At 41.6% G+C, this 26,231-nt stretch carries 25 protein-coding genes and 1 riboswitch; of the genes, 5 read left to right on the top strand and 20 right to left on the bottom strand.

The window, feature by feature from the left end; all coding sequences use genetic code 11:
• Window positions 1–38: 38 nt before the first annotated feature.
• From DQM55_RS03310 to treP, 3 genes are all read right to left on the bottom strand, one after another.
• Window positions 39–2,288: an endonuclease/exonuclease/phosphatase family protein gene (locus tag DQM55_RS03310; protein ID WP_111675451.1), complete on the bottom strand. Its 2,250-nt coding sequence runs from the start codon at window positions 2,286–2,288 to the stop codon at window positions 39–41.
• Window positions 2,289–2,476: 188 nt separating this feature from the next.
• Complete coding sequence (treC, locus tag DQM55_RS03305) at window positions 2,477–4,108, bottom strand: alpha,alpha-phosphotrehalase (protein WP_111675450.1); 1,632 nt, start codon at window positions 4,106–4,108, stop codon at window positions 2,477–2,479.
• Window positions 4,109–4,180: 72 nt separating this feature from the next.
• The gene (treP, locus tag DQM55_RS03300; protein WP_172454779.1) at window positions 4,181–6,178 is read right to left on the bottom strand and encodes a PTS system trehalose-specific EIIBC component; all 1,998 of its coding nucleotides are present in this window, start codon (window positions 6,176–6,178) and stop codon (window positions 4,181–4,183) included.
• Window positions 6,179–6,365: 187 nt separating this feature from the next.
• On the opposite strand from treP, the gene treR reads away from it, so the two are divergent.
• A complete protein-coding gene (gene treR, locus DQM55_RS03295; RefSeq protein ID WP_172454778.1) occupies window positions 6,366–7,079 on the top strand; it encodes a trehalose operon repressor in 714 nt (237 codons plus the stop codon).
• Window positions 7,080–7,493: 414 nt separating this feature from the next.
• Here treR and DQM55_RS03290 read toward each other — a convergent pair whose 3' ends face one another.
• The 8 genes from DQM55_RS03290 to DQM55_RS03250 form a co-directional block, all read right to left on the bottom strand.
• The gene (locus tag DQM55_RS03290; protein WP_223311173.1) at window positions 7,494–7,835 is read right to left on the bottom strand and encodes a hypothetical protein; all 342 of its coding nucleotides are present in this window, start codon (window positions 7,833–7,835) and stop codon (window positions 7,494–7,496) included.
• Window positions 7,836–7,843: 8 nt separating this feature from the next.
• Window positions 7,844–8,137 (bottom strand): hypothetical protein, encoded by a 294-nt coding sequence (locus tag DQM55_RS03285; protein ID WP_011837335.1) that lies wholly within the window; start codon window positions 8,135–8,137, stop codon window positions 7,844–7,846.
• A gap of 8 nt (window positions 8,138–8,145) precedes the next feature.
• Window positions 8,146–9,660 carry a hypothetical protein gene (locus DQM55_RS03280; RefSeq protein WP_011837336.1) on the bottom strand — a complete coding sequence of 505 codons (1,515 nt, stop codon included), beginning with the start codon at window positions 9,658–9,660 and terminating at the stop codon, window positions 8,146–8,148.
• Window positions 9,651–10,259 (bottom strand): hypothetical protein, encoded by a 609-nt coding sequence (locus DQM55_RS03275; RefSeq protein ID WP_011837337.1) that lies wholly within the window; start codon window positions 10,257–10,259, stop codon window positions 9,651–9,653. Before DQM55_RS03275 ends, DQM55_RS03280 begins: the two co-directional genes overlap by 10 nt.
• 120 nt (window positions 10,260–10,379) lie before the next feature.
• Window positions 10,380–10,988 carry a hypothetical protein gene (locus DQM55_RS03270; protein WP_011837338.1) on the bottom strand — a complete coding sequence of 203 codons (609 nt, stop codon included), beginning with the start codon at window positions 10,986–10,988 and terminating at the stop codon, window positions 10,380–10,382.
• Between the two features lie 44 nt (window positions 10,989–11,032).
• Window positions 11,033–11,338, bottom strand: a complete 306-nt coding sequence (locus DQM55_RS11805) for a hypothetical protein (RefSeq protein ID WP_011837339.1) — start codon at window positions 11,336–11,338, stop codon at window positions 11,033–11,035.
• Window positions 11,339–11,805: 467 nt separating this feature from the next.
• Window positions 11,806–13,146, bottom strand: a complete 1,341-nt coding sequence (locus tag DQM55_RS03255; RefSeq protein ID WP_011837341.1) for a hemolysin family protein — start codon at window positions 13,144–13,146, stop codon at window positions 11,806–11,808.
• Window positions 13,147–13,296: 150 nt separating this feature from the next.
• Window positions 13,297–14,421, bottom strand: a complete 1,125-nt coding sequence (locus DQM55_RS03250; RefSeq protein ID WP_111675447.1) for an AI-2E family transporter — start codon at window positions 14,419–14,421, stop codon at window positions 13,297–13,299.
• 74 nt (window positions 14,422–14,495) lie between these two features.
• On the opposite strand from DQM55_RS03250, the gene DQM55_RS03245 reads away from it, so the two are divergent.
• From DQM55_RS03245 to DQM55_RS03235, 3 genes are all read left to right on the top strand, one after another.
• On the top strand, window positions 14,496–15,290 hold the full coding sequence (locus DQM55_RS03245; protein ID WP_011837342.1) for an ABC transporter ATP-binding protein: 795 nt from the start codon (window positions 14,496–14,498) through the stop codon (window positions 15,288–15,290).
• Complete coding sequence (locus tag DQM55_RS03240) at window positions 15,287–16,849, top strand: beta-carotene 15,15'-monooxygenase (protein ID WP_111675446.1); 1,563 nt, start codon at window positions 15,287–15,289, stop codon at window positions 16,847–16,849. Before DQM55_RS03245 ends, DQM55_RS03240 begins: the two co-directional genes overlap by 4 nt.
• A 111-nt stretch (window positions 16,850–16,960) precedes the next feature.
• Window positions 16,961–17,335 (top strand): hypothetical protein, encoded by a 375-nt coding sequence (locus DQM55_RS03235; protein ID WP_111675445.1) that lies wholly within the window; start codon window positions 16,961–16,963, stop codon window positions 17,333–17,335.
• Window positions 17,336–17,935: 600 nt separating this feature from the next.
• Here DQM55_RS03235 and DQM55_RS03230 read toward each other — a convergent pair.
• The 9 genes from DQM55_RS03230 to DQM55_RS03190 form a co-directional block, all read right to left on the bottom strand.
• A complete protein-coding gene (locus DQM55_RS03230) occupies window positions 17,936–18,712 on the bottom strand; it encodes an ABC transporter permease (RefSeq protein WP_111675444.1) in 777 nt (258 codons plus the stop codon).
• Complete coding sequence (locus DQM55_RS03225) at window positions 18,699–19,652, bottom strand: ABC transporter ATP-binding protein (protein WP_111675443.1); 954 nt, start codon at window positions 19,650–19,652, stop codon at window positions 18,699–18,701. Before DQM55_RS03225 ends, DQM55_RS03230 begins: the two co-directional genes overlap by 14 nt.
• The gene (locus tag DQM55_RS03220; protein ID WP_002905122.1) at window positions 19,652–20,248 is read right to left on the bottom strand and encodes a TetR/AcrR family transcriptional regulator; all 597 of its coding nucleotides are present in this window, start codon (window positions 20,246–20,248) and stop codon (window positions 19,652–19,654) included. Before DQM55_RS03220 ends, DQM55_RS03225 begins: the two co-directional genes overlap by 1 nt.
• Before the next feature lie 236 nt (window positions 20,249–20,484).
• Window positions 20,485–21,036 (bottom strand): tRNA 5-(aminomethyl)-2-thiouridylate-methyltransferase MnmM, encoded by a 552-nt coding sequence (gene mnmM, locus DQM55_RS03215; protein ID WP_002918486.1) that lies wholly within the window; start codon window positions 21,034–21,036, stop codon window positions 20,485–20,487.
• Window positions 21,030–21,977: a tRNA modification radical SAM protein MnmL/YtqA gene (gene mnmL, locus DQM55_RS03210; protein WP_002918484.1), complete on the bottom strand. Its 948-nt coding sequence runs from the start codon at window positions 21,975–21,977 to the stop codon at window positions 21,030–21,032. Before mnmL ends, mnmM begins: the two co-directional genes overlap by 7 nt.
• Window positions 21,978–22,036: 59 nt before the next feature.
• Window positions 22,037–22,345, bottom strand: a complete 309-nt coding sequence (locus DQM55_RS03205; RefSeq protein ID WP_111675442.1) for an MGMT family protein — start codon at window positions 22,343–22,345, stop codon at window positions 22,037–22,039.
• 95 nt (window positions 22,346–22,440) lie between these two features.
• Window positions 22,441–23,091, bottom strand: a complete 651-nt coding sequence (locus tag DQM55_RS03200) for a phosphatase PAP2 family protein (protein ID WP_002914556.1) — start codon at window positions 23,089–23,091, stop codon at window positions 22,441–22,443.
• Window positions 23,081–23,638: an ECF transporter S component gene (locus tag DQM55_RS03195; protein WP_111675441.1), complete on the bottom strand. Its 558-nt coding sequence runs from the start codon at window positions 23,636–23,638 to the stop codon at window positions 23,081–23,083. The genes DQM55_RS03200 and DQM55_RS03195 overlap by 11 nt, the downstream gene beginning before the upstream one ends.
• Before the next feature lie 131 nt (window positions 23,639–23,769).
• Window positions 23,770–23,917: riboswitch (FMN riboswitch) on the bottom strand.
• A 116-nt stretch (window positions 23,918–24,033) separates the two neighbouring features.
• The gene (locus DQM55_RS03190; protein WP_172454708.1) at window positions 24,034–24,537 is read right to left on the bottom strand and encodes a tRNA (cytidine(34)-2'-O)-methyltransferase; all 504 of its coding nucleotides are present in this window, start codon (window positions 24,535–24,537) and stop codon (window positions 24,034–24,036) included.
• Window positions 24,538–24,878: 341 nt separating this feature from the next.
• Here DQM55_RS03190 and trkA point away from each other — a divergent pair, with 341 nt between their 5' ends.
• On the top strand, window positions 24,879–26,228 hold the full coding sequence (trkA, locus tag DQM55_RS03185) for a Trk system potassium transporter TrkA (protein ID WP_111675439.1): 1,350 nt from the start codon (window positions 24,879–24,881) through the stop codon (window positions 26,226–26,228).
• Window positions 26,229–26,231: the final 3 nt, after the last annotated feature.

Here is a 26,231-nt window from a genome sequence, read left to right as displayed (position 1 = left end):
TTATTCCACCCTGATTTCGCTTTTTAAAATGATTTTAGTTAATTTCTGCTTCTCTTTTTGAGAGTAAAAGCAAACATTAGCAGGGTCAATCCCAAGACTGCCCAGCCACTGTTATTTTGGCCGGTCTGCGGGAGTCCCTTCTTCTTGCTGCCAGCTGTCTGACCTTGTCCAGTTTGATTGGACGATGGAGAATTGGTCTGAGACGGAGCTCCTTGTTCTACTGCTGCAGAAGATTGTCCAGTTGATTGAGACGGTTGGGAGCTGTCAGGTGTTGAAGCTGCAATATCCTTAGAAAAGTCCAGCTGCACCACTACTGGATCATGGTCTGAAGCTCTGCCATGTTCCTCCATGAAAGAGGCATTGATATGGACAGGCGCAAAGACTGCCTTGCCAGCTAGGTTCTTAGAAATGAAAATGTTGTCCAAGCTTTGGTTGCTGCCACGGTAGAAGTAGGAATAACGGTCAGCCGCATCATGCTCCTGCATAAGATTAATCAGTTCATTACCTGCCAGTGCTTTAGCTGTTTCGGAAAATTCAAAATCATTGAAATCACCAGTCAGCACAAACTTAAGGTTAGGATTTTGTCTCAGTCCTTCCTGAACAAAGCTATTTAAAATTTTAGCCTGCTCTATCCGAGCAGCCTGCGTATGCTGAACTGCTGGCTGAGCGGAGCCATAAACGGCGTCATCCCCAATCTTGGACTTCAAATGATTGGCGATAACGACGATATGCTGTCCCTTGAATTCAAACTCAGCTGCCAAAGATTTACGAACCTTGGTAAAGGCTGGATTTGTTGGAGCAATCCGGGCAGGATTCTTAACCAAATGGCCACCAGAGAAGCTAGCTGCTTCGTCACTCGTACCAGCTTCTTTTTCGACTAACTTCACCCGATTTGGATCGTAGAGAAAGGCCACGCGGATATTAGAGCCAGGCTTGCCTCCATCTTGACCGTCAAGTGGTGCAACTTCAGTGTACTTGTAAGTTTTACCTCCCAGTTCTTTGATACGAGCCGCTAGTTTTTCGCCGCTTTTGACACCGCTGGTCGTTCCGTCATTGACACTGCCATTCTCATCTTGAACCTCGATGAGCGTGATGATATCTGGACTATGGATTTCATTAATAAAGGAATTAGCGATTCTAGTCACTTTTTCCTCAGGTGTTTCACCTTTTTTAGCATTAGCAGAAAAATTCTCGATATTGTAGGAAGCAACAGTCAGCTTGTCCTCACTTGGATAGATAGGAGAGACCTGTCTCTGCAAGCCCCCGTCCACCAAATCAGGCAGCTGAGTTGGCTCCAACTTATAAATCTTCCCACGATAGGTCACGACTCCGACCACATCACCATTGAAATAATCCTTGGCCTTGGCAATGAATTTATTGCCAACATAGACTGGAATGGTTGCGGTATTTTGAGCGTTTGGACGAAGATTTAGGCCACCGATATTGTTTAATGGTTGGGCTTGGTAGCCTTCAGGTAAGAGATAAATGTCTCCACGGTACTGCGGGCCTAAAACGCGGGGCCTCTTCACCGTCGTCAACATTCCTTCCAAACTTTCCCAGTAGTCCAACGCTTCACTTTGAGGCTGATAATTATTAATATCGTTATCGACCGTATCCTGAGGCATATTAGCCACGATGTCAACTGGAGCAGGTAAGTCAGCTTTCCCTTCCTTGGTCACCTTCGAAGCGACAAGCATGGTGACTGTCAAACTACCACTGGGCTTATTAAAGGTTTGCCCCTGACGAACGCTGAGCTCTTCCATATAGCCTTCTTTAATGCGACCTTCAAGACTAAGTTTGTCTCCGACATCGACTTTTTCTTTAGAAACAACATAAAGAGCATCAGAAGTCCTGCTATTTCCATCAGGAGTCACGTCTTGAACATAAAAACCATAGCGGTCTGTTTTCGTCACAACTACATTGGAAACTTGGACTTCCTTGTCCTCATAGGGAGAGGCTTGTGATTCTCCCTGAATTGTTCCCACATTGGGAACAACTTCTGGTCCACTAGCCGCAGCCTGGGCTGCAGCAGGGGCTTGGTCTTCCTTTTCCACTGTCTCTGTAGAAGCTGGCCTTGACTCTCCCGATTCTGCAGATGGACTCTCCGTTTGACTGGCAACCGACGCATCGCTTACAGCCGGATTCTCTGTAAGAGCAGCCGCATCAGAAGTCGACGAACTTACTGCTTCTTCTGCTCCGACCGATTGGACAGAAAAAAGCAGGGACAGAAAAGCAGCTAGCAAGACCGCTATGGGAAAGAGCTGCCTGTAAAGAACTTGTTTTTTCATGAACTTCTCCTTTTCTGTATAAATGTATATTATCCTATTTAATTTTTATTATAAAGAAAAGAATCAAATTTTGCAAAGGCTTTCTTAAAATTCTGTATTAGTTTCTCTCACTTCAGAAAAATACTTGTCTAGGCTTGCCCAACACAGAAAAAAAGAATCTGGAAACATTTCCAGATTCTTTCGAGACTTTAGTTTTCTCCCACTAAGATAGCCAAGGTTTCGTATGGCTGCAGGGTCATCACATGGTCAATCTGAGTCTTGCCGTAATTGGATAGGAGAACCTGACCATTTTGATAATCCGGCAGGATGTCCACCGTAATCGGGTCAGCATAGAAGTTGTTAAGTACTAAAAGTTTTTGTCCTTGCCACTCCCTCTCAAAGGCATAGACCTGGGGACTGTCTTCATAGGCTGGCTGATAGCTGCCTTCTGCGATGATAGGCAGTTCCTTACGCAGGGCAATCAATTTCTGATAAAAGGTAAAGATTGGTCCCTTGATTTCATTTTCCACATTGATAAGAGGATAGGATTTGCCCGCCTTCAGCCATGGAGTTCCTGTTGTAAAACCTGCATTGACTGAATCATCCCACTGCATAGGCGTCCGAGAATTATCACGAGATTTAGCCTTGATAATCCTGAAGGCTGCCTCTGGCGATTGCCCTTCAGCAAGCAGACTCTGGTAAGCATTGAGAGACTCGACATCCACATAATCTTCCATGGAGTCATAGTCAGGGTCCACCATGCCAATCTCCTCACCCATGTAGATATAAGGCGTCCCGCGCGACAGATGAATACTGGCTGCCAACATGGTTGCCCCTTCATTGCGGAAATTCTCTACATCGACAAAGCGGTTGAGAGCTCGCGGCTGATCATGGTTGTTCCAAAAGAGAGCCGACCAGCCATCATGATCACTCATTTCCTTGCCCCAAGTATGGAAGAGGCGTTTTAACTCTTCAAAGTCAAAGGACTTAAGGGTCCACTTCTGTCCAGCTTCATAGTCCACCTTAAGATGATGGAAATTAAAAGCCATGGACAGTTCCTGACGATCTGGTGCGGTGTAAAGGATGCAATTTTCAATCGTCGTAGCACTCATTTCGCCAACCGTCATAAAGGAATCATCCTGACCAAAAGTTGCTTCGTTCATCATACGCAGATAGTCATGCACGATTGGCTTATCAGTATAGGCTGGCTTGCCGTCATTTTCTGGGCAGTCCTCCAATACCTCGTCCTTACCAATCAAGTTAATCACATCAAAGCGGAAGCCTTTGACGCCCTTGTCCCGCCAGAAATTCACCACCTTGAAAAGCTCTTGACGAACATTGGGATTGCGCCAATTGAGATCTGCCTGGGTGACATCAAAAAGGTGCAGATAGTATTTGCCCGTATCGCCAAATGGCGCCCAGGCACTTCCACCAAACTTGGACAGCCAGTCCGTCGGCTCATCCCGCAGGATAAAGAAATCCTGATAGTAGGAAGCCCCAGCCAGTGCCTTTTGGAACCACTCATGTTCAATCGAGCAGTGGTTAAGAACCATGTCTAGCATAAAGTCAATACCATGCTGCTGGCCGACCTTGACCATCTCTTCGAAACCTGCCATATCACCAAAGATAGGGTCTACCGCAGTGTAATCAGAAGTATCGTAACCGTTGTCCCTCTGTGGACTCGGATAGAAAGGATTGAGCCAGATCATGTCCACTCCCAGCTCTTTCAAGTAGGGAAGTTTTTCAATAATCCCGCGAAAATCTCCCAAACCGTTGCCAGTCGTGTCTTTAAAAGATTTTGGATAAATTTGGTAGACAACCTTTGTTTTATCAAGTGTCATATTTTCTCCTTTTTTGAGAAAAGGGACAGATTTTAAAGCACCGTCCCTTTCTATAAATCATTTCATTTTTCTTTAAAGTGGCTTAACGTTCATCAACTGGCTGCCTCGCTCAACTACCCGAGGAAGTTGTTCAAGCACCTCCACCTGATACTTGTCTGAGTTCGTAATGATGACTGGTGTTTCTGTTACATAGCCTGCTTTCTTTATCATGTCTATATCAAAGGAAATGAGTTTGTCGCCAACCTTGACCTTATCTCCTTGAGATACATAACCTTCAAAGCCTTTGCCTTCCAGATTGACAGTGTCCATTCCGATATGTATCAGGATTTCAACACCTTCATCTGACAAGATACCGATGGCATGCTTGGTTGGGAAGAAGACTGTTACTCTACCATTAACTGGTGAAACCAACTCACCTTGGCTAGGTACAATGACAACTCCACGCCCCATCAAACCTTGTGCAAAGACTGGATCCGTTGCCTGACTCAATTCTTTGACTTCTCCTGCCAGCGGACTGGTGATTGTTACAGGGGTCAATGAATCAGCTGCTTGCACCTCTGGAGATGACTCGGCTTTGGATGGCCCGGCAAATTCTGCCTCCTCCTGAGCTGCAAACTCTGCCTGCAATTCTGGATCTTCCTCTGTCTTCGTCAAGAAGCCTATCTTGTGGAAGAAGAAAGTCAGGAACATTGGTACAAGGATTGCTACAAGCATAACTCCTGCAAATGGAATCATATATTTTGCTTGGATAGAAAGGATACCTGGTAAACCACCAATACCAATAGCATTTGCCGTTATATTAAAGGTTACAGAAAGCAGACCCGCAATAGACGAACCAATCATTCCCGCAACAAATGGATAAACGTATTTAACATTGACCCCGAAGAGAGCAGGCTCAGTAACACCAAGGTAAGCTGAAATGGTTGCAGGCAGGGAAATTTGCGCTTCCCGCTCATCATGGCGTTTCATAAGGTAATAAGCAAATACTGCTGAGCCTTGAGCGATATTGGACAGAGCAATCATTGGCCAAAGACCAGTACCACCGGCATCAGCTACCAACTGAGTATCAATCGCATTGGTCATATGGTGAAGACCTGTGATAACAAATGGTGCATAAAGAGCACCAAATACTGCGCCAAAGAGCCATTTAACTGGACCGGTTAAACCTGCAAGAACAACTGATGAAAGCCCCTGACCGATTGTCCAACCGATAGGACCCAAGACAGTATGAGCCAAAATTAGAGCTGGAATCAATGATAAGAATGGCACAAAAATCATAGACACTACTTCGGGAATATGTTTACGCCAAAAGATTTCCAGATAAGATAGAGATAAACCTGCTAAAAGGGCTGGAATAACCTGAGCTTGGTAACCAACACGATTGACAGTGAAGAAACCGAAATCCCAAACCCAGTCCTTAGCGATTTCAGCTGCTGGTGTCGATGCTACTGAATAAGCATTGAGCAATTGTGGTGACACCAAACAGATTCCCAAGACAATCCCAAGAATTTGGCTAGTTCCCATTTTACGAGAAACAGACCAAGTGATTCCAACTGGCAGGAATTGGAAAATTGCTTCACCAGGAAGCCACAAAAAATGGTTAATTCCAGACCAGAATTTGGATACCTCTGTGATTGTTTTCCCATCCAACATAGACCAATGAACGCCTTCAAGGACATTGCGGAAGCCAAGGATTAACCCTCCGACAATCAAAGCTGGAATGATAGGGGTGAAAATTTCTGCCAGAGTGGCCATAACCCGCTGAAGGGGATTTTGCTTGCTCTTAGCAGCAGACTTGGCTGCTTCTTTTGATACTCCCTCAATACCTGATACAGCAGTGAAGTCATTGTAAAAGATTGGCACATCATTTCCAATGATGACTTGGAATTGCCCAGCATTTGTAAAAGTTCCCTTGACCACTGGGATTGTCTCAATGGCCTTGACATTGGCCTTTTTATCGTCGCCAAGTACAAAGCGCATCCGCGTTGCACAATGGCTAACTGCTGTGACATTCTCTTTGCCGCCGATTGCATCTAGCAGATCTTTAGCTTCCTTCTCAAATTTTCCCATTTGACTAATGGCTGAATGAGAATCCAGCACTCTCCTTATATTTTTTACGAGTCGGTTTTTCAACACATCTCTACAAATTATTGTAATCGATTTCAAAGATGTATGCAAGTTGTTTGTTGAAAAAAGCCCTCGTTTTTGATAAAATTTTCTGGGTTGTATGTAAAAAAGAAAACAAGTGGAGTTTATGATGAAGAAATATAAACAATTATTCAAACAAATTGAGAAAGATATTTTAGAGGAACGTTATGCAGTCGGAGACTTCTTGCCCAGCGAACACCAGCTGACAGAAGACTACCAGGTCAGCCGCGACACTGTTCGCAAGGCTCTGGCGCTGCTGCAAGAAGAAGGATTGATTGAAAAAGTCCGCGGACAGGGTTCCAAAGTCATCAAGCATGAACAGTTTGACTTTCCTGTGTCTAAGCTGACCAGCTATCAAGAAGTAGTCAAGCAGAATAATATGCAGTCCAAAACCAATGTTGTCAGCTTGGAAAAGATTACCGTAGATCAGAAACTGTCCGACATCACTGGTTTCCCTCCCTACCGACTGGTTTGGCGAATCGTCCGTCAGCGCGTTGTAGACCAAGTCGCCTCTGTCTTAGATATTGACTATTTAGACAAGGGAATCGTCCCTGACTTGACAAGGGAAATCGCTGAGCAGTCCATTTATGCCTATTTGGAAAATGACTTAAAACTTAACATTGCCTATGCCAAAAAGGAATTTACCATTGACCACGCCAATGACCAAGACAAGATTCTCATGGACCTAGGCAAGGACCAGCAAGTCGTCTCTGTCAAGTCTCAGGTCTATCTGGCAGACGGCCGCCAGTTTCAATATACTGAGAGCCGGCACAAGCTAGACAAATTTCGCTTTGTGGATTTTGCTAAGCGTCAGAAAGAATAACCTTGATTTCCATCCAGACCACAAAACCACCTCTGCCTTCCAGCTGGCAGAGGTGATTTCTTTTATGAGTAGTCTAAGGCTGCTTTGTTTTGGAGCGACAAAGAGCCTCAAAATTTCTTTTTACTTGTTTTAGGAGATTTATATGAAAAAATTAGTTAAGGGCTTCTGCTGCTTTTTAAACGTTACTGATTCTTATTACTTCCTTTCTTACTTTTGCGCCTGAGAGAATGTCAATACTTGCTTATCATATAGGCTAACTTTAGATTTCATTGGACTGTCCTCATTTCTATTTTGATGGTATTAGTATAATCCCAGAAACTTAAGACAGACTTATAAAAAACTTGAAGGAAACTTAAAAGGCTGACATTAAATATCACTTTTTCATACTGCATTGATATATGATATTTTTACAGTCTATACTTGAGAATTCTCAGCTTTCCTTCTTTTATAATATTCATCCTCCAATCGGTCTAAGTCTTTCCGATATTTAGCGGTTATTTCTTCCCTCTCTTCACTAAGTGCATCAAAAAATTTTCTGAAAGACAAATCAAATTGTTCCATATTGTCATTCATCTTACTAACTGCTCGATATATCTCATCAGTTGAATGATTTCTAGAATAGTAAAGCAATTGTTCACTTAATAAATCCGTCTTTCTCCGAGCGTCTAATCTCATAGAATCCAGTGCTTCTTCAACTTGCTCTATTTTCTTTAATTCTTGCTTATATTTCTCTTCTAGTCTGAATATCTGTTCCATAGCAGACCTCATTTAATAGGGGTTTGCAGATTTGGTTGTGGAATATTTGTTAGATAATTTGTCGCAGCTGTCGCAGCATTACCAGAAAATCCACCCTTTAGACTGTTATTGAGAGTAGCAGTAGCAAAATCAGACATCTGTAGCTTTTGCTCAGCCAACCAAGCAGCTAAAAGACTAGACTGCGCTGTAACCTTAGATTTCTCCGATTGAATCAGAGCATCGATCATCTCCCGTTCTTGAGCCTTCATTAGTTCAACAAGATTATTATTCGCTGTTAATTCTATTCTTCTGAGATTTACCATAGTTCCTCCTACTTGCTACTAAACTGTATACTTCCTTGACGATCCACTTCTTCGAGTCTATCAGCTGCTTGGCGTATATTAGAACCAAAAATATCCAATTTCTGTTTGTAAGAAGCCGCCTCACTTAGCGTTGCTTCTTCAACCCCACTATCCCAACAAGTCTCCAATGTAAATTGGGACAAGAGCGATTCCAACTCATCATCCGATAAATAGATTCTGCTACCATAAGCTATCAATCGGAGTGATGTCACCATGTTTTCAATATTTTGCTTATATTCGCTCAATTTTTGCTTGATTAGCTCTTCAAACTCTGCTCCTTGCTGTTCAGCTAAATCCGCAACTGCCGTCACAAGATCTTTTCGTAGATAAATCAGCTGGCTCCCACTAGCGCTTGAAAAACCAGACTGAGCCAAAGAAATTGTCTCAATCGCACGATTAATAGTCAATAAGCGCTTATATCTAGCCTCAGGTATAAATTCACCATATATCTTTTTATACTCTTTAACATAGTATTCTTCATCATGCTTATCCCAGAATGGTGACTGTTCCGCTTTAATTTTAGCGGCTTTGCGTACCTGCTTCTCCGTCATACCAACAAAAAACTCTCCCTTTTTGGCATACCAGTCCAAATCTAGCATATTGCCAATCTTGGGCGGAAACTTTTCATAGTATTCGCGAATGAAGTAAGCTTCATCGTGTTTGTCCCAGATAGGTGTTCGCTCAGCTTTGATTTTAGCAGCTGCACGCACCTGCTCTGGGGTCATCCCTGATACAAACTCTCCTTCCTTAGCATACTTTTCTGTATCCAGTTTATTGCCAATAATATAGAATTTTGCTGGGTTATGATCTTCTGCAGGCGAATGCAGTCCTTGCGTTCCTTCACGGGAAATAATATTAGCATATGGAATCCGCCCACCATTGCTATCCATTATGGTCGTATCTTTCGTATTAGCATCATAGGTGGTGACATGTCGATTGATATATGCTAAATCACTGGCAGTAAAATTCCCCTTATCAAGAGCAGCTTGAGCTCCCCAGTCTGTAAAATTGACAACCATAGGGACGTTATGTTCCGCTGCTATCTTGACAACTGGAGTCGCTGACTGACTAAAACCACTCATGGCATAAATTCTGACCGGCTGGGTTAGCTTCTTGTCACCTACTTCTGTAATCTTCTGGACACGCTGATAAAAAGCTTCAATATCCTCATATTGAGCTGTCATCCCATCTCCGTAGGCACCTCCTCCAAAGGCATTGTAAGTTGAAGCCCAATGGTCTGAACTGAGAATATTGACATGAACTGGCTGGGTTCCAGCTACTGTGACAATAGTCTGTGAAACAATGGGCTCTCCATTAGCATCCAAGGGGGCTACTGCAATAGCCTGAGTGACTCCCTCCATTCGGTCAATGATTTGAAATGTTTGACCTGTATCCGTATTTACTATTTTTTTTTGAGATGAATCTGTTGAAAAATCTTTAGTATTTTTCTGTAAGTACTGAATGTCTTGGTGTGTTACTGCCATTCGAAAGCCTCTCTTCCCTGCACTCGTCTAATTTCCAAATTATAGATAATCTCAGCTTGGGGACTGCCTTGGCTATTTTTTTCTACACCTTTTAGATGTCCCTCACGAGAAAAAGCAGTCATCACTTCATCCGTAAATTCCTCTTTTTGTAATTTTAACTGCTCTGGAAGGTGTTGATATACTTCTGAGCTAACAGACTCGCGTTCATTATTTCGCAGATAGACAATCTCTGACCCGTCATTGACGTTAAAGCTTAAGTCAAGACCGGCAAGAGTTCCATAATCTGGCACTGCCATATCTAGCACTCCATCATTTCGTAGATAGACTTTATTTCCATAACTATCATAAACAACTGGGACTATACGAGCGTTTACAAAACTTTCTCCTCCCCCCCCACTGATAAAAATCGGAGAAAATTCGATTTTACTGACACCGCTGTAATGCTCTTTTAGGTAGGTGGCGATTTGTTCCTCATAAAGTTGAAAACCATGCCGGTAGAGATTATCCACTTTCATTCGATCCATATAAAATTTACCTCCTATTACTAGTACAAAAAAACAAAGCAAAGATAAAAGAATAGATTTTGTTCGTTTAGACATACAAACCTCCTTTTCTTTATATATTAATTTTACCATAAAAAGAGAAGAACAAATAACAAGAACTCAATTAATCATATGGAAAATTCTTCGTATGTATCTTTTCCTAAATAAATTAGTGTTTTATTGCCATTTATCCAACTCTCTTTCATCAATTCGTCTAATTTCCAAATTATAAACGATCTCAGCCTTGGGACTTCCTTGACTATTTTTTTCTACTCCTTTTAGCGTTCCTTTTTGTGAATAGGCAGTAATTATAGCATCAGTACTCTTATACGTCTTCAATTTTAAGTGTTCCGGGAGATGTTGATATTGTCCTACTTCAATAGATTCATTTTTTTCATTATACAAATATATAATTTCTGAACCATCATTGACATTAAAATCCAATTCAATTCCAGAAGTCAAAACATAATTAGGAACTAAAGTATCAATAGTTCCATCATTTCGAAGATATACTTTATTACCATGTGTATCATAAACTACTGGAATGATACGAGCATGGGCAAAACCTTCCCCCCTTCCTCCACTTTTAAAAATCGGTGAAAATTCGATTTTACTGATGCCGCTGTAATGCTCTTTTAGGTAGGTCGCGATTTGTTCTTCATAAAGCTGAAAACCATGCCGGTAGAGGTTGTCCACTTTCATTCTGTCTATATAAAATTTACCTCCTATTACAAGTACAAAAACGCAAAACAGAGATAAAAGAATAGATTTTACTCGTATAGTCATACAAACCTCCTTTTCTTTCTAGTCCAACTTACCAAATTGGTGGGTTACTTCCATTCATAAAACTCCCTCCCCTGTACACGTCTAATTTCTAAATTATAGACAATCTCAGCTTTGGGACTACCTAAGCTATTTTTTTCTACACCTTTTAGATACCCTTCACGAGAAAAAGCATCCATCTTTTCATCAGTAATTTCATCCTTATTCAATTTTAATCCATCTGGCAAATGTTGGTAACCTTCCACACTAACAGATTCATTCTTCTTATTATGTAAATAAATTATTTCTGAACCATCATTGACATTAAAATCCAAATCAATTCCAGCTGTCATTTCATAATCTGCCACACCCATCTTTAAAACGCCATCATTGCGCAAATATACTTTATTACCATAATTATCATAAACTACTGGAACTATACGAGCATTTACAAAACCTTCTCCTCCTCCACCACTTTTAAAAATAGGAGAAAATTTGATTTTACTGATACCGCTGTAATGTTCTTTTAGTTAGGTCGCGATTTGTTCTTCATAGAGCTGAAAACCATGCCGGTAGAGATTATCTACTTTCATTCGATCCATATAAAATTTACCTCCTATTACAAGCACAGAAAGGCAAATCAGTGATAAAAGAATAGATTTCACGCGTTTCATCATACAAAATACCATGTCTTTCTATATGTAGTTTACCATAAAACTAGAACCTTTTCCGCAATTTTACTATTGAATCATCTCTAACTCAATGAAACAAACTGCCTTATTACGGCAACCAAAAACAGACCTTCTTTATAAGAAAGCCTGTTTGTTTTACAAGGAGTCAACTATTTATTAGCTTCCTCATCGATTTCCACTTGTTCTGAAATTTCAACCTTAACCTTCGTAACACGGCCATTTTTTACCTTGTCATTGGTTAAAATGAGTTGCTTATTCTGACTTTCGACTTCGTAGCTAATGCGTTCTTTCGGATCTGGAATAGTCCCTACACAAGTCAAGTAATAACCAGCTATCGTATCCACATCGTCGCTTTCAATTTCAACTTCAAAATATTCATTAAAGTCATTGAGGGTCATGGTTCCTAATACGATGTAGGTATTCTCGCCGATTTCATGGACTTCGATTTCAGCCTTGTCAGTTTCATCGTCGATCTCACCGACAATCTCCTCCAAGAGGTCTTCAAGTGTGACCAGACCAGCCATACCACCATACTCATCCAAGAGAATCGCCATTTGATTTTGCGTATTGCGCAGCTCCTTGAGCAAATCATCGACAAACATGGTTTCCGGGACAAAGAGCGGCTCCTGCAGGATCTTGCGCAGAACGATATTATCAAAACCATTGATGAACCCTTCATTGAGCAGCCGCTTGGTATGAATCAGTCCAATGACATTGTCCTTGTCTCCATCATAGACAGGAATCCGCGAGAAGCTCTGTTTGAGAATGCTCTCGATGATTTCCTTGGTGTCATCCTGAATGTCCACCATAAAGGCATCCGTCCGCGGCACCATCAGTTCACGCGCCATCAGCTCATCCAGAGAGAAAATCCCCTGCAGCATCTCAATTTCATCTGCATCCAAGGTCTCCTCACTATTGGTCAGCATATATTCAATCTCATCCCGAGTCATCTTTTCGTCTGCATCATCAAACTTCATCGGGGTTATCCGACTCAGCAGATTAGTCGACGCTGACAGCAACCAAACGAAGGGACTGACAATCTTGCCAAGAAAAATAATAACCGGTGCAGCCCGCACAGCTAGATTGTCTTTCAGGTTCATGGCAATGCGCTTCGGATAAAGCTCACCCAAAACAATAGAAATATATGTCAATAGAACCAAAGCCAAGAAAGTTCCGATAGCACGTGCAGTCTCGGAATTTCCCATCCAAGAAGAGAAAAGTTTCCCCAGATTATCCGCAAAGCTTGCCCCAGACAGGATATTGATAACTGTAATCCCAACCTGAATGGTTGATAAGAAATTATTAGGGCTTTCTAAGACAGCTAAGAGCCGGATATATTTGAGGTCGCCCTCTTCAGCCTTTTGCTCCACACGCGCCCGATTGAGCGATACCATTGCCATCTCAGCTGCTGAGAAAAAGGCATTTAACAAAGTCAATATAAACAGTAGTAAGGCTTGCCATAACATATTCTGACTGCCAGGGTCTTCCATTGATTCTTTCTCCTCGAAATGTATAAGTAAATCTGATTATATCATATTTTTAAATTTAGTGCACAGGAAATGAAAATAAGACGGAAGGCCTTCCTTCCGTCTTATTTCTGGTCTTGAGATTCTGGAATCAATCAATTACCAAACTCATCCTTATTTATTAATAATCCCAAACTCTTCGTTCTTCTTTTGCTGCTGGGCTTCCTTGTGATTGTCATAGAGGTTAGCCAAGAACTTGGCGATTTCTTTGAGGATAGAATAGGTCGGGATTGCCACAATCATCCCCAGCACGCCATAGATATTGCTGGATAAGAGCAAGAGCACCATGATGGTAATAGGATGGACCTTCATCACACCACCAACGATACGGGGATAGAGGATATTGCCATCAACCTGCTGGATAATCAGCATGTAAATCAAGGCCGCAACCATCTTCTGAGGATCGGTAAAGGCATACGTAATGACCATGGGAATCAAGCCGATACTTGGTCCTACATAAGGAATCAGATTAGCCAGACTGGAGAAAATAGCAAAGACCAAAGCGTACTTGAGCCCAATCACGCTATAGCCAATGTAGGCCAGAGCACCGATAATCAGGGCATCGATTGAGATTCCGCTGATATAGCGGGCAACAGTAGCATTAAGATTGGTCAGCAAGCTGGAGATATTGAGCTTATCGCGCTTGAGGACTGTCCGCTCCAGCATGGGCAAAAGCTTATGGCCATCCATGAGGAAGTAAACCAAGAAAATCGGCGTCATAATCAAAATCATTAGCGTATTGACGACTGCTGATAAAACGCTGCCCGGACTGTTGGTTACACTGTTAAGGATATTTTGCAGAATGTCCACATAAGACAGGTTGAGCTGCTGGATGGTGGACTGGATATTCAGATTTCGAAAGAGCGGATTTTTTGATAATTGATTGACAAAACTTTGAATTTCCCAATAAAGGCCTTGTGTGGAATTAATCAAGCTGCTCAGCTGATTAATCAAAATCGGCAAGAGGTAAATAACACCCAAAGCAATCAAGCCAAACAAAAGGCTGAGCGTAATCAGAATCCCAATCATTCGGTTGATTTTGAGCTTATCCTGGAGAAATTTTACCAGTGGATTCGTAATATAGTAAAGAAATCCTCCCACAAGAAAGGGAATCAAGATGGTATTCACAACGCTAACAATCGGGGTTATCATATCCCCCATCTGGCGCCAGATAAAGAAAATAATCGTTAGCAAAAGGACCTCACTGGTCCAAAACATCAGCTTACTTTTATGAAACATTTGACTCCTCCTATCAGTTATTTTACCATAAATTTTGTTATAATAAAGGAGATTTAACGAAAGAAAGAGTAAAAATGGAAAAGATTATCAAACTGGACAATGTAAGCTTGGCTAAACAAGGCCGAACTATCTTAAAAGATCTCAACTGGCAGGTGAAAAAGGGGGAGCATTGGGCTATTCTCGGCCTAAACGGCTCAGGAAAGTCGACTCTCCTTCGCTTGCTCATGGCTGAGCATTGGAAGACCCAGGGCAAGGTGACGGTTCTGGGTACGGAATTTGGTGCCGGCGATATTCCTCAGCTGAGAACTAGGATTGGAGTAGTCGGATCCTTCATTGCTGAACGCCTGCCAAGCCGCCTCACATCTGAAGAAATCGTCCTGACAGGCAGGTATAAAAGCAGTATTCTCTACGCTCCTTACGGGCAAACTGAGCTGGATCAAGCTAGGGAAATGCTGGCTTCCATTGGCGGGCAAGAATTGATTGGCAGAAGCTACGCCAGTCTGTCTCAAGGAGAAAAACAGCTCTTGCTAATTGCACGCAGTCTCATGGAAAAGCCAGAACTGCTTATCTTAGACGAAGCGACCAGCGGTCTGGATCTCTTTGCCCGCGAGCGCCTGCTGGATCAGATTGGTAAGATTACACAGATGGATCAGGCTCCAACCATCCTCTATGTCACCCACCATGTAGAAGAAATTACTGAAGCTATGGATCATGTCCTGCTCCTGAAAGAAGGTGAAATCATAGCCCAAGGTCCCAAAGAAGACATTTTTCAAAAAGAGGTCATGGATCGATTTTATCCCCAGCCAGTCGAGCTGATTGAGCTGGGAGAAGACCGTTATTTCATCAAGGTGGAGGACAGGTCCTCATGAAGCAATTTTCTAATACCATCTTCAATCTGGGCTACTTCCTGATTCTGACCATGACTGCGATTGCCTTACTTTTCCTGTCTGGGCAGATTCTGCTGTCCCATACTTACATCCCTTTGAGGATTGCAGAAGGAGTCCAATTCGTCAGTAATCCTTGGTATTTTTACCCTATCCTCCTGCTCTTTCTCCTCAGCCTATTTTTAATCCGGCCCCTGCTGGAAAAGGTTCAGACCAAACATCTTTTTTGGTTTCTGTCCCTCACCTTTATAGCAGCAGCGATTTTTCTGATAACGGCCTACGATGGCCGCATCCGAGCTGACGCCAAGCATGTTTTCAATGCAGCGTTGGCCTTTAACCGAGGAGATTACAGCTCGCTGACAACCGTCGGAAGCTACATGTATCGTAATCCCCATCAGCTAGGACTGATGACTCTGGAGCGACTTTATGCTTTTATTTCTCCGACGACTCAATTTGCCTTTAGCATGAATGTCGGCTGGACTTTACTCAGTCATTTCTTGATTTACAAGATTACTGCCCTGCTCAATGCCAGAGAAATGATTCAGAAATACACGATTCTGCTGACCTTTCTCTTTCTACCACAACTCTTTTTCATCCTCTTTGTCTACGGTACCATTCCTGGCCTCTTCTTCTGTCTGCTCAGTCTCTATGCTTTTATCAAGCTGGATCAGAAAGGAAACCTGTTCTATGCCTTACTGGGAGCTGCCAGCATCAGTCTGGCCTGCCTCCTGCGCAACAACTACATCATCTTTGCTATCATGCTGATTGGAGTCTGCTTCCTGTCCATCTTTTACAAATGGTCTTGGAAGAAACCCTTAGCCATCATCCTGATTGTGGCCGGCATTGTCCTTTCAAACAAGGGTCTGACTGCCTACTATGAGCAGCTGATTGGGGGCAAGATCGGTGTCGGCACCCCAAAAATCGCCTACATCACTATGGGCCTGCGGGATGATCCTAATCGGCAGACCTTGGGAGGCTGGTACGATGCCTACAATACCAAGATTCTCAAGCGCAACAAATACGATGAAAATTTGGCTACAGAAATGGCCACTCGGGATTTGAAGGATATTTTGATTCACTTCAGTAAGCATCCTGCTTATGCGCTCAAATTCTTCTACGAAAAGGTCAAGTCGACTTGGACTGAGCCGACTTTTCAATCTATTTGGACTGGGCCTCAGATTGAGCGCCAGCAATATATGAAGCCAGCTGTCCTGCGCAGCATTTATGAGGAAAGAAAAGGTTATCAGATTGTTAATTTCCTGCTCTTAACGCTGCTAGCCAGCATCTATCTGCTCTCCTGTTTCTTTATCCTGCATAAATTTTTCGTCGCCGAGGAAAAACTGACGCCTTTTGACCTCTATCCCTTCATCTTTCTATTAGGGGGCGGCCTCTTCCACTTCTTCTGGGAAACCAAGAGCCAGTATGTCTATATCTATGTCCTTCTCCTCATCCCCTCCGCCGCTCAATCCTTAGTCGATCTGAGCGATTGGTGGAAGAACAAAAGAAAAGGTGAGCCAACAGACCAGCTTGATAAAAACCTATAAAACTTGAACACTTGATAAGAATTTCTTATAATTTTATAGGAACGTTAAGTGACACAAAGTTGAATTTGTAACTGAAACTTTTTATATTTTACGAAGGGAGAATAGTGATTTATGTTTTCAATATTAGGTGCAGTATTATTTGGAGTTATAGCAATTATGACAGTTCTTGTTGCTTGCGGTCTGCCTTTGGGCGAATTTACAATGGGGGGACAACATAAAATCTTACCTAAGAAATTTAGACTTGCAGCAGTCATTTCGGTGGCTATCCAAATTTTTGCCATGATCATTATTTTGCAAGCCGGAGGTTTTATTCCCTTGTGGCTGTCTTTTAAGGTTACTAAATATATTTGTTTTTTCTTTGCCGCTTACCTGTCTTTGAATACGATTATGAATATGATTTCAAAAAGTAAGAAAGAAAAATATGTTATGACTCCGATTTCACTTATAGCCGGAATATGTTTTTGGATAACAGCATTTCAGATGTAGCATGTAAAATGAGGAGCATCTACAGTGCGTCAAATTGGAATTTAGCAATAACATCTCTATACATGATTGCTAGTGAGATTATTGTGGTATCATGAATAGTGGAGACGCAAAGACGATAAAACATAAAAGTTTGTCTAATTGAATAGAAGAATTTTTAAAACAGTAAATCACAAGGGTTTACTGTTTTTTTGCTCATTTTGAGAAATCATAACCACCCGTGAAAACAAGTGACTTGTACACCGGCTATAAGCAATTTCCCTCCAGCGACGTCTAAAGACGTTCGCTAAACTTCTTTTAGGTTAATGCTATGATTACTTGACTAATGCCCGTAACAACGGGATTATGCCTTGTTCTAAAACTGCCATCTGAGAACGGTTTGACACTTAACTTATCAAAGACAAGGTCATTTTTCCCAATCACGTATATTTAGAAACTACCTTTTCATTTAGAGCAACGGCACTTACATAATATTTTCTCACCTAAAACTTTCGATTGCCATAATATAACCCCTCTTGTTTTTCAATCTGAACAGGAGGGGTTGTTTTGAATGAAAATGAATAAGACTTAGTTTTGTGTTATTAGCATTTTCATCACTTCATTTTAATCGTAATCAGCATACCTCCACCAAGCTATTATTGCGATAAGACCTAGAATACTTACCCCAAATAAACTGACAATGCTCCCAAAATTCAATAGTGCTTTTCCTGCAATACCACTTGCAAGTGCAGGAATCGCCCATGGAATGTATTTTCCAAAGTTAAGAGCAGAACCAAGTTGAGAAAAAATAATTGTAAAAATAATAAATGCCAATGGTGACAAATATCCCCGGCCTAAACAAGCAAAAAAAGCCACTGGAGTAGAGAGTACGATCGTAAGAGTAGTACAATAACCAAAAGTAAGTATACCTTTGAGAATCACTGTTAAGCTCCCGCCCTCAAGTCCAATCAGATTGCCAGCTAATAATCCCAATAAAAGTGCAAAAATTGATAGAATATAACTCCATAGAGCGATAACGATAAACTTGGATAATACGATTGTATCTCTTCTTATCGGGAGTGCTAATAGGTCAATCATAGTTTTATCAGAATATTCTCTACCAAAAACCCAAGATGCTGTAAATCCAAAAATGAGCAATCCCCCAACAGAAATGACTTGTGATACGGTCATTAAGTACGACGACCAGTCTGTTATCCTCATCATTTCCATTTTTGCAGAAATCAAACCAAGATTTTTGAAATTCTCTGGATATTTCATCATAATTGCAAACAAGCCAACAATAAAAGGAACTAAACAGATAGAACAAGCAGTTACGATGGAAAGTTTTGATTTTATTAACTTTCTCCATTCAATTAAAATACAGGAACTAAGCTTTTTCATTCGAGATTCCTCCATTATAGTCATTCAGTATTCTTAAGAAATAATGCTCTAAATCTTCTTTTTCAACAATCAGTGTTTTAGGTGGATAACCTGCATGGACTAGCAATGTAGCAACATCTTCCGGGCATTCCACAGATTTTTTATCAATTAGTTCTAAGAAATCGATATTATTTTCTGTGTCTGATTGAATGTTCACCTGATAGCCATGGTTAGATAACACTTCTTTCATGGCCTTATTATTAGATCCAGTTACTAGTAACTTCTTTTCTAAGTACTGTTCTAATTCATTGCTTTCAACTTCTCTTATAAGTCTGCCCTCATGTATAATGACTATTCTAGTAGCAATTTTAGATATTTCTTCCAGATTATGACTTGAAATAAGAACAGTTGTGCCTAGATTATTCGCCAATTCCTTTAACAGCTCTCTCACTTCAATAACTCCAAAAGGATCTAATCCATTTGTTGGCTCATCAAGAATTAGAATTTTAGGTTTATGAATAATCGCTTTTGCAATTCCTAAACACGCAACATTTCCTAAAGAAAGATGCTTCTCCTGTTTATGTTCATATTGCTTTAGTTTTAATTTCTCAACTACCCAGTCAATATTATCTTTATTAACCCCTCTTAATTTACTAACGATTTCTAAATTTTCTCTCACAGTTAAGTCTGGATAAGAATAAGGTGTCTCAATAATATAACCTATTTCGTTTCGAAGTTCTAAATTATTCAGATCTAACTTTTTTCCTTGAATATAACATGCTCCTGATGTAGATTTTATCAATCCTAACATCATTCTCATCGTTGTTGTTTTCCCTGCACCATTCAGTCCTAAAAAACCTACTATTTCAACACTTTTTATTGATAGATTCAAGTTGTTGACAACATTTTTTGTTCCATATCTTTTAGAAAGATTTGCGGTTCTAATTGCTTCTTTCACCATTACCTATCCTCCTTAGTAATTTGTTCCACAACTCCTTGTATGACTAACTTCAATGTAGTATCAAATTGTTCTTCACCGATTTCCTCGATGTGTAGAATAGTCATAGCAATCGTTCTAAATAAAGCAGAGACGATTTCTACCGATACATTTTCTCTAATATTGATTCGGGATACAATTTTTTTAACCATCCTATCATCTATCAGATGATGATTTGTTATCGCCTCTTTTGGCAATTTTCTTACGAGTAATTCCATTTCATGATTTTTGAATATGGTATACATAAATGAATAGCGAAAATCTTGATAAAAATCATAAAGTAACTGTACCAGACGATTTGTATCTATCTTGGCTTCCATATCTAATTGTTCTGTCAGGCGATCCATAACATCTATTTGATATTCTTCTAAGACCGCAAAAAATAACATTTCTTTTGAGGAATAAAAATTATAAAAAGAACCTTTGGAAATATCTACCATTACTGCCATCTGGTCAACTGTGGTTTTTTTAAGCCCATATCTTTGAAGGCATTCCTTTGCAACTTTATGTAATTTCTTTCTAATTACTTCTTTCTCTTCAGCAGTAAAAGCAGTAGCCATAACTTCCTCCTAAAAACTCTGTGACGTTTTTATTTTTACAGTCATAGATTATCATATAAACTGAAAAATGTCAAAAGTCTTATATCTTCTATGTAAGAAAATATAAGACTTTAAATTTACACACACCTTAATTCTTTTCTTTTAGACCTAATTATTCGATTTTCACGATAAAAAACAAGGATACAGTACTGAAAGCTCCTATTGTCTGGCTTTTCTCTCTGTATCCTTATTGTATCTCAAGTTCCTTCTCTCAATTTCTCAATCATGACTAAGAAAGGCGGGTTGTTAATCTGATTGATAGTCTTATAGAGGGCAACAGTAAAGTCCTGCTGAGGCAGCTGACTGACGAAGTCTAGCACCGCATCTTTTTCAACTTCGCCACCTTCATGCCCGTAGTAAATCATGATCGCTGCACGGCCGCCTTTTTCTAAGCCTTGACAGACTTTTCCCAGAGCTTCCAACGTCGTAGCGGGTCGGGTAATGACAGACTTGTCCGCCGAAGGCAAGTAGCCAAGATTAAAAATAGCTGCCTTGAAATGGTCTGTGTATTGGTCCAGAGTCTCATGGCCAGCCAAGATTAGCTGAGCATTGTCCAAGCCAGCTTTTGCCAAGCGCTGGCGGGTCTTTTCCACAGCCTGCTCCTGAATGTCAAAAGCATAGACCTGCTTGGCCAACTTAGCCAGAAAGAGGGTGTCATGTCCGTTGCCCATAGTAGCATCCACCACGATATCTTCCTTGGTCACGACTTCTGCCAAAAAGGCATGGGCCATCTGTAAGGGTCTTAACATACGAATCTCTGCTCCTTTGCTTTACAGCCTTGCTTGCTGCCACGACGACGCATTTCTGCCTCAATGGCATTGAGAACTTCCCATTTATTGAGGCTCCACATGGGGCCAATCAACATATCTCGCGGAGCATCGCCTGTGATACGATGGATGACGATATGCTCAGGGATAATCTCCAGCTGGTCGCAGATGATGGAGACATACTCATCCTGACTGAGCAGCTGCAGTCGCCCCTCATGATAATCCCGCTGCATGCGGGTATTGGTCATCAAGTGAAGCAAGTGAAGCTTGATTCCCTGAATGTCATTGTCCGTCACACAGCGGCGGACATTCTCCAGTATCATCTCATGGGTTTCGCCCGGCAGGCCGTTAATCAAGTGAGAGACAATCTCCGCCTTGGGAGCCAGCTTTCGGACTCGCTGGACCGTCTCCACATAGAGCTCATAAGAATGGGCACGATTGATGAGGTCTGAGGTCTCCTCGTAGGTAGTCTGAAGCCCCAGCTCCACAGTCACATGCATACGCTCGGACAAGTCAGCCAAGTAGGCGATGGTCTCATCAGGCAAACAGTCCGGCCGAGTTCCGATATTAAGTCCAACGACGCCTGGCTCGTTAATGGCTTGCTCATAACGCTCACGAATCACTTCAAGCTTCTCATGTGTATTGGTGAAGTTCTGGAAATAGACCAGATACTTGCGAACATCTGGCCACTTGCGGTGCATGAAGTCAATTTCCTTGTAAAACTGCTCGCGAATGGGCGCATCCGGCGCCACAATGGCATCACCTGAACCCGAAACGGTACAGAACGTACATCCTCCATGCGCTACCGTACCATCCCGATTGGGACAGTCAAAGCCCGCATCAATGGGCACCTTAAAAGTCTTTTCTCCAAAAAGTTTGCGATAATAATCATTCAAAGAATTGTAAGATTTCATACCTTTCATTCTACCACAAAAAGGGGCATAGAAACAAAAATTCCCTCTTTCACAAGGAAAGAAGGAAGTCATAGCTCCCACTGATAACGCTTGAGATCTATACAGCCATTGGCCTTCAAGTCCACTCCCTCCGCCCAGAGCAAGTGTCTCTGGTCCTCCCAGCCAGGTGCGAGGCGCCCTACTGCATTGACCACCCGATGGCAAGGATGTTTGCCACCATAAAGTTCCGACTGACTGAGAATCTTTCCCACCAAGCGGGCATTTTTTGGCCGCCCAATCAAACGAGCAATCTGACCATAGGTCGCCACGCGCCCAGAGGGAATACTATCAACAAGAGCTAAAACTGACTGTATGATTTCTTGATTCAAATTGGACATTCTGACCTCCAAATCTTGTTTGCTCCTATCTTAAAGAAAGAGATTTTCTTTGTCAAGACAAAAAGGCCAGCAAAACCAACCTTTCTCATCTATATTTATTTCTGCTTTCCCTTGAAACGCCACTGAAAGCGCAGCTTGTCATAAAAGGGAAATTCGATATTGAGAATGGCAAAGCCCATCAAGGCTCCTCCGATTACATCTGTCGGGTAGTGCACTCCCAGATAGACTCTGGAAGCCATAATCATGAAGATAAAGAGCAAGAGCAAACCTTGTACCAATCGCTTGATTTTTTGGTTTTGAATTCGTTGCTGGGCAATGATAATCAAGGTCCCAACAACAACGGCTGTCGCCATGGCATGCCCGCTCGGAAAAGAGTAACCACCCTCTTTGACCAAATGCGAAAGACTGGGCCGGCTTCTTTGGTAGACGAGTTTAATCAGCTTAATCAAAATCCCATGTAAGACCAGATTTCCCGCTAGCAAGGCAGCTTCCAGCTTCCATTTTTTATAAAGGAAAAACAGGACAAGAGCCGAAACCCAGATGATAATCCCCATCGGATCAATCACACTGGTCACTAGTTTGAAAAATGTCGTCAAAGCTGCAGGCAAGTCTCCCCGCAACCAGGTCTGAATCGGGGTATCAAAGCTGGTCAGCTGCTCAGGATAAAACTTGACCATATAGCCTAGCATGACGAAAAGTAAAAGGGCAAAAGAGCCCTTTGTTAGATAAGATTGTTTATTTTTCATAGCGTTTTAGGACGGGCTGTAAGAGTTTGTAAATTAGCCAAAAGACGACAGCCCAAATCACTCCTTCTAATAGGTTAAAAGGTACAATCATGGTCAGCAGATACTTGGAAAGACCGTATGTTTTATAAATATCAAAACCAGCAAATCTTGCAAAGAGAGGAACTGCATAAATAACATTTAGAACAATCATTGTAACAGTTAGACCAAGCGTTGCTACCAAAGAAGCCTTCACATAGTCAAACAAGCTCTTCCTTTTTTTCCACAAGAGGGAAAAAGCATAAACAAAGACTGCTACCGCTAGTATATTCATGGGTAGACCGATTAGAGTGCCTACGCCATTATTATTCAAAGCTAGCTTTAAGACAGAGCGAATCATGAGCACTGCCAGAGAGCTTTTTAAATCCAAGACTACCAAAGCCAGTAAAATCGGAATAATTGAAAAATCCAACTTTAGAAACTCAGTTATCAAGGGAATCTCATAAAGCATGAGTAGAAATGATAGAGCAGATAAAACTGCTACAATCGCCAACTTACGAGTATTTGTCATCACAGGTTCCTCCAATTTATAAAAATTAGAGAAGCCGGAAAGGCCACTGAAAAAAGCTTGTCAGCTAATGATTATTTAGTATAAGGCTCAGCCCTTAAATAAAGATTAAACGGCAAGAATGCTTCACTGCCTCTCGTCTTCTCCCATCCAGACTATACTGTCGGTTGTGGAATCTCACCACATCAGCTTGCGCTCGCGGACTTGATTTGACATTGAGAAAAAAACTCCAATCCAAAAATTACCGCCGGTCGGGAATCTCACCCTGCCCTGAAGACATCATTATCATAACAAAAAAAGCCTGCCAGAGCAAGCAATTTGATTGATGTAATTAAAGATGTTTCAACAACAGTATTCTATCTATTAGGAAAATTTACTGCTTAGATACATTCATTCCGCTACTTCAGCTTGTCCGCTTCATACTCATGTACCAAATCTAAGCCAGCAAAATTCTGCTGGCGCAGGGCTTCATAAACAATCATGCAGACTGTATTTGAAACATTGAGACTGCGGACATGCTGGTCATTCATAGGAATACGCAAAGCCTTCTCTGGATGGCAACGCATAAATTCCTCTGGTAGTCCCTTGTCCTCTCGACCAAACATAAAGTAGTGCGAGCCTTCTACAGCAAAATTCTCCTCAGAATAGACCTTCTCCGCAAACTTAGAAATCAGATAAAGGTGGCCATCCATCTGCTCCATAAAATCTTCTAAACTCTCATAATAGGTGATGTCCAGCTTATCCCAATAGTCCAGCCCAGCCCGCTTCATCTTGCGATCATCAATGGGAAAGCCCATGGGCTTGATGATGTGAAGCGGTGAATTAGTCGCGGCGCAAGTACGGGCAATATTTCCGGTATTCTGCGGAATCTGAGGTTCAAAAAGAACAATATGATTTTTCATAATAAAAATATTTTTCCTAGTATTTTTCTTTAGATAAAAAAATAGCCACACTGCCCGGAGTCAAGCTCAGCAAACAGCGTGGTTAAGGCTTCATTAACTTACATCACAACAGGTTTGAGGTAAACCAATGAAGGTACTCATTTAGTATAACACTTTCAGCCTACAAGTCAATAAAAAATGCTCAAAAAATTGTACTTTTTTTAAAAATATCACAGGAAGATACCATTTTGGTAAAAAAATATTCGGAATTCTATAAATAAGCAAGCTATTCTATATTTTATAGATGAAATTTAAATGAAAAAAGAGTATGATAGATACATACTTTGGAGGAATCTAAACTTATGAAAATTATCGTTGTTGGTGGCGGGAAGGTCGGAACGGCCCTCTGTCGCTCCCTAGTGGCTGAAAATCATGATGTTATCCTGATTGAGCAGGATGAGGCTGTTCTCAACCAGATTACCAAGCGCTATGATATTATCGGTATTGCTGGCAATGGAGCTAATTTCAAAATCCTAGAACAAGCGGATGTTAGTCACTGTGACATCTTCATCTCTATGACTGAGCATGATGAGGTCAACATGGTTTCAGCTGTTCTGGCCAAACGGATGGGGGCTAAGGAAACCGTCGTTCGGGTGCGTAATCCTGAGTATTCCAACCCTTACTTTAAGGAGAAGAACATCCTAGGCTTCTCGCTGGTGGTCAATCCTGAGCTCCTAACTGCTCGCTATATCGCTAATATCATTGACTTCCCTAATGCCCTGTCAGTAGAACACTTTGCCAATGGCCGGGTGGCACTGATGGAGTTCAAACTCAAGGAAGACAGTAATCTCTGCCATATGAGTATTTCCCAGTTCCGCAAGAAATTTGGAAATATCATTGTCTGTGCCATTGAGAGAAAAGGGCACTTGGAAATTCCTGACGGCGACTTCACTTTGGAGGCCGGCGACAAGATTTATGTCACAGGTAACCGCTTGGACATTGTCCAATTCCACAATATGGTACGTCCTAGAGTGGTTAAGAGCCTGATGATTATCGGGGCAGGCAAGATTGCCTACTACCTGCTCAATATTCTCAAGAATAGTAAAATCGAGCTCAAAGTCATTGAATCTAACCATGAACGGGCAAACTTTTTCAGTCAGGAATTTCCTGATCTCTATGTCGTCCATGGAGACGGTACTGCCAAGGATATCTTACTGGAGGAACGCGCCAATAACTTTGATGCCATTGCTACCCTGACTGGTGTAGATGAAGAAAATATCATTACTTCCATGTTTCTTAATAATCTGGGTGTGCAGAAAAACATCACCAAGGTCAACCGGACTAGTTTGTTGGAAATCATTGATAACCAAGACTTTGCTAGCATCGTGACACCTAAAGGCATTGCTGTTGATACGGTTATGCACTTTATCCGAGGTCGCTACAATGCTCAGTTCTCTAACCTAGAAGCTCTGCACTATGTAGCCAACGGCCAAATCGAGACCCTGCAGTTCCAAATCAAGGAAGAAAACAAGATGACTGGTATCCCTCTGTCTCAGCTTCATCTAAAGAAAGATGTCCTGATTGCGGCCATTATCCGCCAAGGTAAAGCTATCTTCCCTACAGGCGATGACAATCTGCAAGTTGGAGATAAAATTGTCGTGACCACTCTGCTGCAAAATATCACGCAGATTTACGATCTGATAGCGAGGTAGACC

Source organism: Streptococcus sanguinis (assembly GCF_900475275.1).
Lineage (GTDB): Bacteria > Bacillota > Bacilli > Lactobacillales > Streptococcaceae > Streptococcus > Streptococcus sanguinis_N.
This window is presented reverse-complemented; position numbering and strand designations above follow the sequence as displayed.

Coding starts and splice junctions, on each gene's coding strand:
- DQM55_RS03310 (WP_111675451.1), bottom strand. CDS start 2,288: ATGAAAAAACAAGTTCTTTACAGGCAGCTCTTTCCCATAGCGGTCTTG.
- treC (WP_111675450.1), bottom strand. CDS start 4,108: ATGACACTTGATAAAACAAAGGTTGTCTACCAAATTTATCCAAAATCT.
- treP (WP_172454779.1), bottom strand. CDS start 6,178: ATGGGAAAATTTGAGAAGGAAGCTAAAGATCTGCTAGATGCAATCGGC.
- treR (WP_172454778.1), top strand. CDS start 6,366: ATGAAGAAATATAAACAATTATTCAAACAAATTGAGAAAGATATTTTA.
- DQM55_RS03290 (WP_223311173.1), bottom strand. CDS start 7,835: ATGGAACAGATATTCAGACTAGAAGAGAAATATAAGCAAGAATTAAAG.
- DQM55_RS03285 (WP_011837335.1), bottom strand. CDS start 8,137: ATGGTAAATCTCAGAAGAATAGAATTAACAGCGAATAATAATCTTGTT.
- DQM55_RS03280 (WP_011837336.1), bottom strand. CDS start 9,660: ATGGCAGTAACACACCAAGACATTCAGTACTTACAGAAAAATACTAAA.
- DQM55_RS03275 (WP_011837337.1), bottom strand. CDS start 10,259: ATGTCTAAACGAACAAAATCTATTCTTTTATCTTTGCTTTGTTTTTTT.
- DQM55_RS03270 (WP_011837338.1), bottom strand. CDS start 10,988: ATGACTATACGAGTAAAATCTATTCTTTTATCTCTGTTTTGCGTTTTT.
- DQM55_RS11805 (WP_011837339.1), bottom strand. CDS start 11,338: ATGGGTGTGGCAGATTATGAAATGACAGCTGGAATTGATTTGGATTTT.
- DQM55_RS03255 (WP_011837341.1), bottom strand. CDS start 13,146: ATGGAAGACCCTGGCAGTCAGAATATGTTATGGCAAGCCTTACTACTG.
- DQM55_RS03250 (WP_111675447.1), bottom strand. CDS start 14,421: ATGTTTCATAAAAGTAAGCTGATGTTTTGGACCAGTGAGGTCCTTTTG.
- DQM55_RS03245 (WP_011837342.1), top strand. CDS start 14,496: ATGGAAAAGATTATCAAACTGGACAATGTAAGCTTGGCTAAACAAGGC.
- DQM55_RS03240 (WP_111675446.1), top strand. CDS start 15,287: ATGAAGCAATTTTCTAATACCATCTTCAATCTGGGCTACTTCCTGATT.
- DQM55_RS03235 (WP_111675445.1), top strand. CDS start 16,961: ATGTTTTCAATATTAGGTGCAGTATTATTTGGAGTTATAGCAATTATG.
- DQM55_RS03230 (WP_111675444.1), bottom strand. CDS start 18,712: ATGAAAAAGCTTAGTTCCTGTATTTTAATTGAATGGAGAAAGTTAATA.
- DQM55_RS03225 (WP_111675443.1), bottom strand. CDS start 19,652: ATGGTGAAAGAAGCAATTAGAACCGCAAATCTTTCTAAAAGATATGGA.
- DQM55_RS03220 (WP_002905122.1), bottom strand. CDS start 20,248: ATGGCTACTGCTTTTACTGCTGAAGAGAAAGAAGTAATTAGAAAGAAA.
- mnmM (WP_002918486.1), bottom strand. CDS start 21,036: ATGTTAAGACCCTTACAGATGGCCCATGCCTTTTTGGCAGAAGTCGTG.
- mnmL (WP_002918484.1), bottom strand. CDS start 21,977: ATGAAAGGTATGAAATCTTACAATTCTTTGAATGATTATTATCGCAAA.
- DQM55_RS03205 (WP_111675442.1), bottom strand. CDS start 22,345: ATGTCCAATTTGAATCAAGAAATCATACAGTCAGTTTTAGCTCTTGTT.
- DQM55_RS03200 (WP_002914556.1), bottom strand. CDS start 23,091: ATGAAAAATAAACAATCTTATCTAACAAAGGGCTCTTTTGCCCTTTTA.
- DQM55_RS03195 (WP_111675441.1), bottom strand. CDS start 23,638: ATGACAAATACTCGTAAGTTGGCGATTGTAGCAGTTTTATCTGCTCTA.
- DQM55_RS03190 (WP_172454708.1), bottom strand. CDS start 24,537: ATGAAAAATCATATTGTTCTTTTTGAACCTCAGATTCCGCAGAATACC.
- trkA (WP_111675439.1), top strand. CDS start 24,879: ATGAAAATTATCGTTGTTGGTGGCGGGAAGGTCGGAACGGCCCTCTGT.